The sequence below is a fragment of the Anabaena sp. UHCC 0204 genome, assembly GCF_009711975.1.
Taxonomy (GTDB): Bacteria; Cyanobacteriota; Cyanobacteriia; order Cyanobacteriales; family Nostocaceae; genus Dolichospermum.
Genome location: NZ_VIKW01000016.1, coordinates 65,194 through 77,519 on the forward strand (window position 1 = coordinate 65,194; position 12,326 = coordinate 77,519).

General features: G+C 38.6%; 8 protein-coding genes. 3 read left to right on the top strand and 5 right to left on the bottom strand.

Features of this window, described 5'->3' with window-relative positions:
• Positions 1–46: 46 nt before the first annotated feature.
• Entirely contained in the window at positions 47–1,441 is a 1,395-nt protein-coding gene (locus FJR04_RS14595; RefSeq protein ID WP_168495962.1) for a 1-acyl-sn-glycerol-3-phosphate acyltransferase, read from the top strand.
• Positions 1,442–1,957: 516 nt separating this feature from the next.
• Here FJR04_RS14595 and FJR04_RS14600 read toward each other — a convergent pair.
• A complete protein-coding gene (locus tag FJR04_RS14600; protein ID WP_168495964.1) occupies positions 1,958–3,694 on the bottom strand; it encodes a bifunctional serine/threonine-protein kinase/formylglycine-generating enzyme family protein in 1,737 nt (578 codons plus the stop codon).
• A gap of 1,158 nt (positions 3,695–4,852) precedes the next feature.
• Between FJR04_RS14600 and FJR04_RS14605 the strand changes: the two genes are divergently transcribed.
• Positions 4,853–6,310 (top strand): ammonium transporter, encoded by a 1,458-nt coding sequence (locus FJR04_RS14605; protein ID WP_168495966.1) that lies wholly within the window; start codon positions 4,853–4,855, stop codon positions 6,308–6,310.
• Between the two features lie 343 nt (positions 6,311–6,653).
• Here FJR04_RS14605 and FJR04_RS14610 read toward each other — a convergent pair whose 3' ends face one another.
• Positions 6,654–8,174 carry a pitrilysin family protein gene (locus FJR04_RS14610; protein ID WP_168495968.1) on the bottom strand — a complete coding sequence of 507 codons (1,521 nt, stop codon included), beginning with the start codon at positions 8,172–8,174 and terminating at the stop codon, positions 6,654–6,656.
• A 166-nt stretch (positions 8,175–8,340) separates the two neighbouring features.
• On the bottom strand, positions 8,341–9,918 hold the full coding sequence (locus FJR04_RS14615) for a pitrilysin family protein (protein WP_168495970.1): 1,578 nt from the start codon (positions 9,916–9,918) through the stop codon (positions 8,341–8,343).
• A 151-nt stretch (positions 9,919–10,069) separates the two neighbouring features.
• Here FJR04_RS14615 and FJR04_RS14620 point away from each other — a divergent pair, with 151 nt between their 5' ends.
• Positions 10,070–10,684 (top strand): TetR/AcrR family transcriptional regulator, encoded by a 615-nt coding sequence (locus FJR04_RS14620; RefSeq protein ID WP_168495972.1) that lies wholly within the window; start codon positions 10,070–10,072, stop codon positions 10,682–10,684.
• A gap of 21 nt (positions 10,685–10,705) precedes the next feature.
• Here FJR04_RS14620 and FJR04_RS14625 read toward each other — a convergent pair whose 3' ends face one another.
• Positions 10,706–11,146, bottom strand: a complete 441-nt coding sequence (locus FJR04_RS14625; protein WP_168495974.1) for a DUF4332 domain-containing protein — start codon at positions 11,144–11,146, stop codon at positions 10,706–10,708.
• 303 nt (positions 11,147–11,449) lie between these two features.
• Positions 11,450–12,250, bottom strand: coding sequence for a PhzF family phenazine biosynthesis protein (locus tag FJR04_RS14630; protein ID WP_168495976.1), 801 nt, complete (start codon positions 12,248–12,250; stop codon positions 11,450–11,452).
• Positions 12,251–12,326: the final 76 nt, after the last annotated feature.

Sequence of the window (12,326 nt, forward strand, 5' to 3'; positions counted from 1 at the left end):
ATCTAAGTTCCGACTATTAACCATTTAACTTGAGGAGATAACTACTTTGTCAGAATTAATGTATCAAGCACAACCACCTTTAGAATTTATTCCGCCGTCTTTTAATCCTTTGTTGTTAAAATTGGTACATATTCTGCTACCAACTTGGATACGTTGGCAAACACCCATTAGCAACATTGAAGCAGACAACGTTGAAGTTTTGGCGGATTGTTATCAGCGGTTTCAGGATGGTAAAATCCGGTTTATGTTGGCGTTTCGTCATCCTCAAACAGCAGACCCTCTTTGTTTAACTTATTTACTCTCCCAAATCTTGCCTAAAGTAGCACGAGTTGGGGGTACACAGCTACAATATCCGCTTCATACCCATTTTATCTATGATCGGGGCATTCCTCTCTGGGCTGGTTCTCATGTGGGTTGGGTAATTTCCCATTTGGGGGGAACTCCCATTCAACGTGGTAAAGCTGATTGGACTGGGTTGCGTTCAGCGCGGGATTTGTATATCAATGGTCAGTTTCCCATGGCGGCTGCCCCAGAAGGTGCTACAAATGGTTTATCGGAGATTATCAGTCCTTTAGAACCTGGTATCGCACAGATGGGTTTTTGGTGTGCGGAAGATTTACAAAAAGCAGGAAGAGATGAAGAAGTTTTAATTTTACCAATTGGCATTAAATATAGTTATGTCAATGAACCTTGGGATAATATAGCAAATTTATTAACTGAATTAGAAGTAGCTAGTGGTTTGTCTGCAAATCAAGAGAAAACTGAGGCTGGTTTTGCTGCGCTTTATCCTCGGTTATTAGGTTTAGCAGAACATTTGTTAGGGGTGATGGAGCAGTTTTACACTAAATTTTATCATCAAACTTTGCCTGATCAAAAAATTACCAATGGGGAAATTACAGATAGAAATGAGGCTTTAGCTTATCGGTTACAAGCTGTTATGAATATTGCGTTATTCATTGCTGAACAATATTTTGATTTACCATCTAGGGGAAGTTGGAATGATAGATGTAGAAGGGTAGAACAATCCGGTTGGAACTATATTTTTCGAGAAGATTTTAAGGATATTAAATCATTATCACCTATTGAGAAAAGTTTGGGAGATAGAATTGCTGAAGAAGCATATTTTCGGATGTGGCACATGAGGTTAGTTGAGAGTTTTGTTGCTGTTTCTGGTATTTATATTCGAGAAAAACCAACTGTGGAAAGATTTGCTGAAACAACTTTACTTTTATGGGATATGGTTAATAAAATTAAGGGTAATAGTCCTGCACAGCGTCCACAATTGGGTAAGCAACAGGTGAAGATGACTGTGGGTGAACCAATATCTATTTCTGAACGTTATTCGGGTTATAAAAGTAGTCGGGTTGCTGCTAGACAAGCGGTATCTGAGTTGACGAATGATTTACAGCAGGTTTTGGAGGGTTTGGTGGATAAGGGATGATAAATAATTAAAAATCAGGGCTATTGCATTCTCAAAGAGAGGATAAAAAAACAATCATTAAACAACATCCTGATGACTTACGCAATAACTCTCTGAAACTCTTATTTCGACCTGTCCTCTGCGTCCTCTGCGGTTCGTTTCTTCATGATTTTGCGTAAGTCCTGATCCTGAAAATCCTGAAATCCTGAAAATTATCTCGACTCCGCGGTAGTTGAGCGTAGTCGAAACTCGATAACCACCTGATTCAGACAATTAGACATCTCCAAAATCCCCACAAACAATCATCCAACAACATCCTGTAAATCCTTAAATCCTGGATATCCTGATCCAGACAATTTTAACCCTTGACAAAATTATCAACTTCAATTATGCTGATGTTATAAGTGGAAAAGTATGCGCCCATATATATAAGGCTAATATTTATAGTATCCTGCTCATAAAAAAAAATTCCGCCTAGCGGCGGGGGCAAGGGAAAAGAAAAAAGAGCAGAGGGTAAGAGGGAAAAAGAGTAAAGAGCTACTGAGTCCTGGAAGATACGACTACACGGAAACCCAGGAAGTCGTACCTAATGCCACGCGCGTCCCTGTAACGATCCGCAGCACGACAGTAGCTAGCGATGCTGTTCCAAGAACCACCACGCAGCAGTCTTGGGTTGTTGCCTAGCCTTGTCAAAGCAATACCGTTTATAGGCGCATTTATATAATTTTCTTGCCAATCATCTTCGCACCATTCCCACACATTGCCGTGCATATCATACAAACCAAAAGCATTAGGGGGAAAAGTTCCTACATCTGTGGTTTGTTTTCGATATTTACCTTTGGGTGCAGCAGCGTAGGCATAGTCACCATTATAGTTTACCAAATCTGGGGTAATACTTTCACCAAAATAAAAAGGTGTCGTTGTTCCCGCCCTACAAGCATACTCCCATTGTGCCTCACTGGGTAATTTATAGTTTTTACCTGTGTTTTGGCTTAACTTCTGACAAAATGCCACTGCATCATTCCAACTCACTTGTTCAACAGGACGATGGTTGGTGAGCGGAGTCGAACCATTACCTTTGAAGTAAGCAGGATTACTCCCAATAATAGCTTGATATTGTGCTTGAGTCAAAGGATATTTACCGATAAAGAAGCTGGGAACAGTAACTTCATGTTGGGGACTTTCATTATCTCTTCTTTTCGCTTCATTTTCCGGTGAACCCATGTAAAATGTTCCTGCGGGTATTTCCACCATTTCCAACTTCACCCCATTTCCCAAATCTTCCACAAAGTAATTTGCTGAGTGGTTGCGTCGGTTGATAATACTTCCTTTTGCGTTAGTTGTGACAACTTCAAATGTGAAAGTTTTGAGATGATTATTTTGTGATTGAATACCTAAAAACTGAAACCATGCGGCTATTGACTGAGGACGGTTTCGATAATCTAACTCCATTCCCTTGAGAATAGCATCATTTACCTTTTGACTAATTGCAGAATTGTATTGTTGCGGTGGTTCAATCGCCATTTTCATATCTAGCATAATCTTAGCATTCAGATAAGGACTAGGCAGAGGAATAAAAGGAGGTTCATGAACGGCGATAATTACATATAATGTCGCAGCTAAAGCATAAATATCTAAAGCCGGAGTAAAATTACTTCTATTTTCAAATTGTTCTGGTGGTGCAAAAACGGGAGTTTTGGCATTTGTTAAACTCATCAATTCGGCAAAGTTGACTTCTCTAGCTAAACCAAAATCAATCAAAATGGCTTTATTATCCGCTTCTCGCAATAGAATATTCGCAGGTTTAATATCTCGGTGCAGATAATTACGACTATGAATATAACTTAAAGCTTCACCAATTCCTTTAATAATTTCTAAACCTGCACTTTCACTAAAAACACCATTCGCGTATAAACATTGTTCTAAATTTTTGCCTTTGACATATTCCATCACCATACAAGATAAACCATTTTCTTGAAACAGTTCAGGATACACTTTGACAATGTGAGGATGATCAAAGGTAGCTAACACCATTGCTTCAGTGTTAAACTTGTCCTGTTCTTCTGCTAAAAACTCTCCAAAACCTTCTGTGTTTCCATATTTATCTCGATAGCGTTGTTGTAGAAAAACGACATTGAGACTTTTGATAGCTACTTGTTTTTTACGTTTATGATCTTCGGCTAAATAAGTAATACCAAAACCACCCTGTCCAAGAGTATCAATAATTTCGTATTGTCCTCTTTTTAATTTTTGCCCTGGGATAAAATAACTCATAATTAATGTAATCTATAAAAATCCTATTTGAATTTTGAAAAAATCTCAGTTAGGCAAAGCTGTGATGTACCATTAATTAAGTTTACGGTGCTACGTATCTTTTAACAATCAAATATTATTCCTGTATAAAGATGTTGTTATAGCGGTATGCACTCTTTGTGAGATACAGTCATTAAATCGCAAAACCTGTAGGGGTGGGGTTTCCCCGCCCTCGATTGTATTTCATCCGACCGATAACCGCTATAAACAGATTGATAAGTAGGTAGGTGGGAAAACTTATAACTATGTCATTGCGAGTGGAACGAAGCAATCCCAAGAGTTTTGGGTAATTTACAGTTCGTTACATAGTTGGGTTGATTAGCATCTACCTACCTAATTGCTGAGAGACGTTGAGTAGCTTAGTATTCAGTATATAATTATTTTATCCGAATCATGATATTTGCATAATTTTAGTCACAGCTACACAAACAAACTCCGTCTATGCAGAATAATATAGTAATTTGAATGAAATGAAACCCAACACTACCCATGAAGGCATTATTATCATTAATGTTGGGTTTCCTTGCGTCAACCCAACCTACGTCGTATAACTTCTAGCTTTGTATTTCCTGCTTTTTAAGCTCAAAAACTTTTCAGCCCCTGCACATAAATATTACTTATTTATTTACGAATAAATATCAGAATTTTGTATATTTATATATTTAAGCTGTGATTAGAGACTTAGATCACAGCAAATGCTGATATTTTCGATAATAAAGGTATTTTCTGTATTCTTGCCGAGGCCATAAATTACCAAAACACCAAAAAAATGTATTTTCTGATACAGAATATTGATCGTTATTAAATAGAGAATCAACCAACTTTAAATAAAGTTAATGACAATTTCACTTCCTAAAAGCAGGAATTAACTTAATAATTTCTGCCTCTGTTCTCCGTCTATTGTTCTTAATCATATTGAACAAGTATGACAGATTTGTAAACTGCATATTGGCTAATGATCTCAATTATGATATTGTTTAGCTATTTTTGCAAAAACAATCATGTATTTGGGCAGATTTGTCAACATGAACATGAGATAAAAAACCTAACTTTAATTAAGTTATTCAGGTCCTTTGATGAACAATATTAATTACAGCTTTTCTAGCAGGAAAAACAACAATGAATAAACGTATTCGTCCCTTGTATCGCCTTCTAGCACTAGCTATTGGTTCAATGGTGTTGGCAATTTTTGCGCCTACAGTTGTCCAGGCAGCAGATCCTGTGACACTGGAATCTTTAGATGCAACCACCAAACAATTACAAGTTTCCATTGATACTACCTGGGTCTTACTCACAGGCTTTTTAGTATTCTTCATGCAGACCGGTTTTTCCATGTTGGAAGCAGGTTTACTGCGCCAAAGAGGTGTAGTTAATGCCCTATTGGAAAACTTCATTGATGCTGCTGTCACTATTATTGTGTGGTGGGGTGTAGGCTTTGGAATTGCTTTTGGAACAAGTGCTGGTGGGTTTATTGGTACAGATACTTTCTTCTTAAGCCAACTACCTACTGATGGTGTGTTTACCAACGGTGGTGTACCAGGAATTGCTTCTGGACTCAATGCTTATACCTTGTTCTTCTTCCAGTTTGCCTTTGCAGCTACAGCCAGTACAATTACAACTGGGGCAATGGCAGGAAGAACAGACTTTGTGGGTGATTTAATCTACAGTGCAATTATGGGCGCATTTAGCTATCCCCTGATTGTGCATTGGGTGTGGAACTCCAGTGGTTGGTTAGGAAAAATGGGTTTTCATGACTTTGCTGGTAGTACCGTAGTTCACACCGTGGGTGGTTGGACTGCCTTAGTTGGTGCTTTTTTACTTGGACCTCGGCCTGGACGGACTCCTTGGGGACAGATTCCCCCCGCCCATAATTTGGGTTTGGCGGCTATGGGAACAATGATTCTCTGGTTTGGCTGGTACGGCTTTAACCCTGGTTCAACTCTAGGTGCTGGTAATCCTGGCTTAATTGGTTTAATCACCCTGAATACTACTCTTGGTGCTGGTGCTGGGGCGTTAGCAGCATTGTTTTATCAATACAAACGTTCAGGTAAATGGGATTTAGTCTATTGTCTGAATGGTTCTTTAGCCGGTTTGGTAGGTATTACCGCAGGTTGTGCTTTTGTAGCACCTTGGGCGGCGGTTGTGATTGGGTTAACTGGTGGAATTTTAGTAGTTGTCGGCATTGATATTATTGAATCATGCAAAATTGATGACCCTGTGGGAGCATTTGCAGTTCACGGTATTAATGGCATGATGGGTACACTTGCAGTTGGCTTTTTAGGTCAGTCAGAATTGACTTTGAATAAAAAAGCCGGTCTGTTATTAGGTGGTGGTTTTGATTTGCTAGGTGTGCAGATTCTGGGCGTAGTTGCAGTATCAGTTTTCACTATTGCTTTTGCCTTTGTTATGTTCACTGGACTCAATGCCATTGGTAAGCTGCGTGTTAATCCTAAAGCCGATAAAATCGGGATTGATAACTATGAACATGGTGCAACTGTATGGCCTGATGTTTATGCAGTTGAGGAGTTTGTAGAGGAGGAAAAAAATCACTCCACAAATCCTCAAACCAGTATGTAGGATTTGCGGAATCCGTTGTTGGTGGGTTAGCTTGCACGTTAACCCACCCTGGGTTTCACACAAAAACGCCAACCGGAAAAAAATGATTTTATGGTGTTGACAAAAAATTTTCAGTGTGTTATCATAAAATTGATAAGGAAGAACTATCTTATAATAAATACAATAACAAGATCCCCGATTTCTTAAAGAAGTCGGGGATTTAAATGTTAGGGAAAATGTCAGAATCAGGTAGTTACTGAGCGAAGTCGAAGTACAGGATTAAAGGATTAACAGGATGAAAACAGAAATTTACTCACCCATTGCCAATCACCAATCACCCATTACCAATTACCAACTTGGGTTATTAATTCTTAGCTGCTGGTTGAGAGTTGGGAATGGTAATATCTATGTTTGTTACCTGGGCGGACAGGTTGGTTAATGGTTCTTTGATAGCAGTTTGATTTCCTACTACTAAAGTAACTAATTTTTCTGGTTTCAAGTATTTCCGCGCTACCCGTTTTACATCTGCTGCTGTGGTAGCAGTAATAGCTTTTTGATAGCGAAATAGGAAATCAGCGGGATAACCATAATATTCGTAACGCATTAACCTAGATAAGGTTTGGCTAGGATTTTGAAAATTGAAGACAAAGGAGTTGAGTGTCGAGTCTTTGGAATTATTTAATTCTTTGGCTGTGATGTTTTGAGTTTGCAAACGTTTAATTTCGGTTTGCAGTGATTTGATAAATTGGACTGTGGTTTCTGTGCGAGTTTGTCCACCAGCAACGAATGTTCCTGGATAGTCAAAACGGGGACTCCACATCCCATAAACAGAATAAGCTAAACCTTGACGCGATCGCAATTCATTGAATAAACGTCCCCCAAACCCATTTAAAACGCCATTCATGACATCTAAGGCTGGATAGTCAGGATTATTGAATTTTCCACCTAAATGGCCAATTAAGACGCTGCTTTGAGTAAGTTGGGGTTGATTAACGACGAATACACCGCCTAAATTAGCTTGAGTGACTTCTGGTAACTGGTTTTTAGCAATTTGTAGGTTGGGTTTCCAGTCACCAAATTTGGATTGAATGAGCGATCGCATTTGTTGAGGATCAAAATCGCCAACAATCCCTAAAATTAAGTTATTGGGGTGAAAATATTGTTGATAAAACTTCAAAACATCTGCACGGGAAATTTGATCTAAAGTTGCATATTCAACTGTTCGCGCTAAGGGACTTTCTTTCCCATAGATTAATTTTCTCAACTCCCTACTAGCAATACTATTAGGATTATCATTCCGTCGGGCAATACTACCGCGAATCTGAGTTTTATCCAAATCCAACTTTTCTTGAGCAAAAGCTGGTTCTCGCAGTACCTCAGTAAATAGCCCAAATACGGTTTCTAAATCTTCACTCAGGGCTTCAAAACTAGCACTACCAGCAGCTTCACCAATATCTGTTTCTACGGCTGCGGCTCGTTGTTCTAAAATCTCATTTAACTCATTAGCAGAATGCTTTTGAGTGCCACCACTCCGCAATGTAGAACCTACCAAACTAGCTAAACCCGTTTTTTCAGCTTGTTCCCAACGGCTACCTGTTCTTACTAATGCTGTACCAGTTACTAATGGTAATTCATGATCTTCCATCAAATAAACTACCAAACCATTTTCCAGTACATACCGTTCATACTTGGGTAATTTAATTTCTGAGACTGGGGAAAATTTCAACTCTGTGTAATGCTTTGCTGCTGTTGCTGCTAAAGAGAAATTCGTCGTCGAAAAATTAAAACTTACCAGTAAACAAGCAACAACAACAACTAAGGTAAAAACAAATCTTTGTCCCTTAGAAAATGGTGATTTTTTGCTTTTCAAATCAAACCTCAACATATTTTTCTGCAATTTTTGTTCAGGATTGAAAGATTAATCCTGTTTGAATTTAAGAATTTTGAGGACAACACGGCGTAAATTAACCAATTATTAAAAATCTCCAAAAAGCTGGAATAAATTGCTTTTTTAATTTTTAATTATTAATTTTTAATTCCGCCCTGCGGTACTATCCTGGTTGTTTTGATAACAACTTACCAACTATGCGATTTTCTGGCGTAAAAGTTGTTTTTGCGACTCTTTGAATATCTTCAGGTGTCACTGCGGCAATTTTCTCCAATTGCTGAAATAAATTCCGCCAAGAACCAGTTTTTACTTCATATTCTAACAACTGTTGCGCCATGCCCATGTTAGAATTAAGAGCGCGTAATAAACCTGCTCTGGCTTGGGTTTTCAGTCTTGCTAATTCCACCGCAGATACAGGTTCAATTTTCAATTTTTCAATTTCTTCTCTTAAAGCGATCGCCACTTCATCCACTGTTTTGCCTGGAGATGTGAGAGCATAAAAGAACATAAGATTAGGATATTTATCCCCTGGAAATCCACTATAACCTTGAGCATTTAGGGCTAAACGTTGTTTTTCTACCAAAGACTTATAAAGTCTTGATGTTCTCCCGTCACTCAATAAACTACCCATCAATTCATATACTGCATTGTCAGGATGGGTAATAGCAGGACGATGATAACCTTCTAAATACCAAGGTTGGGTAGGTAATTCTAAAGTAACTTCCCTTGTAGCGGTTTGTGGGGGTTCTACTGGTAATTTTTGCTGGGGTTTGGGTTTAGCTGCATAACGTCCAAAGTAAGTTTGTGCCAGTTTTTTCACTTCTACTGGATTGACATCTCCGACAATAGCGATCGTTAAATTGCTGGGAGGATAGTAAGCATCAAAAAACTTCTTTACGTTCTCTGGTGTTAAGTTGCGAATATCCTCATCATAACCAATTACTGGTCGTCGGTAAGGATGAACTTTGAAAGCAGTATCTATGAATTTTTCCACCATCTGGCCGATAGGTGAATTATCTACCCGCATCCGTCTTTCTTCCAAAATTACATCTTTTTCTTTATAGAATTCCCGAAATACAGGTTCTAAAAAGCGTTCAGATTCTAAAGACATCCACAGTTCTAATTTGTTAGATGGAAAACTGTAAAAATAGCGAGTTGCTTCGGAGGAAGTCGTAGCGTTTAAACCCACTCCTCCAGCTTGTTCAACAATTTGCCCCATTTCGTTTTGTTTAACTAATTTGAGGGCTTGGGTTTCTACTGATTGAAACTCAGTTTCTAACTGCGCTAAATCATCTTTTTTGCCCTTAGTTTTGGCAGTTTTGATTTGGTTATCTAACTGTTCTAACCTTTCGAGGAGTGGTGCTTCAGCTTTGTAATCTGTAGTACCTATGCGCTTTGTCCCTTTAAATGCCAGATGTTCGAGAAAGTGGGCTACTCCTGTTTGTCCATCTGGTTCATCAATACCACCAACATCAGCATAAGTGACAAAGGAGACTACAGGCGCTTGATGTCTTTCTAAAACAATGAATTTCAGCCCATTATCCAGACTAAATTCTGTTAATTGATTAATTACTCGTTCTAAGTAAGGTTGAATGGAATTTTGGGATTTTTGCAGGGCTATGGCCATTTCTGGCATCCACCCCCATCCAAATATGATCAGCGCCAAAGCAGCGGCTACGAGACGACGGAATGGTGACTTTTTAGTGCCACCCCGGAATAAATCTAAAATTGCCTGGTGCATAAGCAAAAGTTAAAGTAAATTTACATTCCTTGAGAAATCGAGTAACTAACACAAAGAGAGTTAACCTTCTATTAAGCTTTCTGTAATTTTTGCATTCCATGTTGCACAATAGGGCTACAAATCTTGTTTTGGAGATATCAAAATAACTACCATGCGAGTTTTCCATTCTCCTCCACCGTCAGAAGCACAGACGCGCACACGCATTTTGCAAGCAGCACAACGGTTGTTTGCCGCCCAAGGATTCGAGGGAACTACAACCCGTGATTTAGCAAAATCAGCAGGGATAGCCGAAGGAACTCTCTTTCGTCATTTTGCCAATAAAAAAGCAATTTTGGTGGAAGTGGCTACTAGCGGCTGGGTGGATATTCTCACCGATTTGCTAACAGAACTCAGCGAAATGGGTAGCTATAAGGCGATCGCCCAAGTTATGCGCCGTCGGATGTGGAATTTGCAAAAAAACGCCGATATTATGCGCGTTTGCTTTATGGAAGTGCAGTTTCATCCAGATTTACGCGATCGCATTCAAACAGAAGTTATTGATAAAATGACAGATGTTGCAGAAGCATTTTTTCAAACGGCCATGGATAAAGGCATCTATCGTCAGATGGATGCCAAACTTGTAGCTAAAGTTTTTCTGGGTTTATTTGCGATCGCTGGTTTCTCTGATAATACCCTCATAGAACCCAATGCCTCCCCCCAAGAAATGCAAAAAATGGCGGAAGGATTGGCGGATATATTTCTGAACGGTGTCCTAGCGAAGGAATAAACAACTGTCAATTGTCAATTATTAATTACCCATCGCTTGGGCTTGGTGACTCCATTGTTGGACTAATTCAACTGCTGGACATAAATCGCGGTTATGCAATGTTGCTACTTGCAAACGCATAACTTGTCTATGTAATCTGTGAGTAGGAGTTTGCGCTAATTGGGCTATGGAAATAACACCAGAGTGAAGCAATATACCGCAATATTGAGTTCCTACACTGGGAACACGGGCTAAACCTGCTAAAACTACCCATTTATTCACAGAATGGATATTTACCTTTAATTTACCTGCTAATACTATTCTCTCTTCGGGAGTTTGACCTCTTTTAAGTAGTTCTTCTGTGGTATTGATGCCACAATTTTTTAGTTGGGCTTGATCTTCTGGACTTAATCCTGGTAGATCTTGAACAGGCCAATCAGATTTTTGGAGAAGATTTCTATTATTTACACGATTAATGGTCATTTTTTCAGTTTTTAGTATGGGTTAATTTATGTAAAATTCAGAATTGACTGATATCTTACTTGCTGAATTCTCACATTTTTATCAAATCACCATCCCTCTTGAGGACGGTATTATTGACATTATGACCTATAAAAAATTGAAACTTCAATTTATTTATTGCTCAACTTCCTTCATTAAAGGATGTTCATAGTCAATAATGCCCGATAAGCGTCAGATTAAATCTAAAAAATTAATTACAAATATTAACCTAATCATTGTCTTCTATCCCCAATTTCTGAAAGAAGTCGGGGATCTGATATGATATTAATTTATAATTAATTCTCCTCGCATTACTGTTACAGCTTGTCCAGATATAAAGACGCGATCTTTTCCTGGATAGTACACTTTTACCACACCACCCCGACTGGAAGCTTGATAGGCTAAAAATTCATCTTTTCCCAATTTATCCCGCCAAAAAGGTGCTAAACAACAATGTGCTGCACCAGTTACAGGATCTTCATTAATCCCTAAACCTGGGGCAAAAAAGCGGGAGACAAAATCATATTCTGAGTTAGAATTGGCGATGCTAGTAACGATAATATCAGCCTTAGTGAGGGTTTTCATCTGTTGGAAATTGGGCCGCATTTCTCTGACTAATTGCTCAGACTCTACTTCTACTAAATAACCCAGAGAATTTTCGACTACAGATTTACAAGCTACTCCTAAAACTTGACTTAATTCTGGAGGTGATTCTATCGCTTGGGAAAGATTTACCGGAAAATCTAACTGAATCCAATCATTTTCTAGTTTAGCTATTAGTATACCACTTTTTGTATAAAAACACGCCTCTTGATTTGGCAATAAATATCCTTGAGACCATAATACATGGGCGCTGGCTAAGGTGGCGTGTCCACACAGGGGAACTTCTACTGTCGGTGTGAACCAACGTAAATTGAAACCGTCATCTTGTTTGACTAAAAAAGCGGTTTCTGATAAATTCATTTCCTGGGCGATATTTTGCATCCATAATTCAGATTTGGGACTATCTAAAACACAGACAGCCGCAGGATTTCCTTTAAAAGGTGTATTTGTAAAAGCATCAACTTGAGTAATAATTTGATTCATTTTGAGTCAAGGAATCAGGAGGTAGAAATAAGAAAAAATGAGACTGGAAGAAAAGATTTTAGATAATTATCTATAT

Excerpts from the sequence above, each read along its gene's own strand:
- FJR04_RS14620 (WP_168495972.1), top strand. The coding sequence starts at position 10,070 with ATGCGAGTTTTCCATTCTCCTCCACCGTCAGAAGCACAGACGCGCACA.
- FJR04_RS14610 (WP_168495968.1), bottom strand. The coding sequence starts at position 8,174 with ATGTTGAGGTTTGATTTGAAAAGCAAAAAATCACCATTTTCTAAGGGA.
- FJR04_RS14630 (WP_168495976.1), bottom strand. The coding sequence starts at position 12,250 with ATGAATCAAATTATTACTCAAGTTGATGCTTTTACAAATACACCTTTT.
- FJR04_RS14615 (WP_168495970.1), bottom strand. The coding sequence starts at position 9,918 with ATGCACCAGGCAATTTTAGATTTATTCCGGGGTGGCACTAAAAAGTCA.
- FJR04_RS14605 (WP_168495966.1), top strand. The coding sequence starts at position 4,853 with ATGAATAAACGTATTCGTCCCTTGTATCGCCTTCTAGCACTAGCTATT.
- FJR04_RS14600 (WP_168495964.1), bottom strand. The coding sequence starts at position 3,694 with ATGAGTTATTTTATCCCAGGGCAAAAATTAAAAAGAGGACAATACGAA.
- FJR04_RS14625 (WP_168495974.1), bottom strand. The coding sequence starts at position 11,146 with ATGACCATTAATCGTGTAAATAATAGAAATCTTCTCCAAAAATCTGAT.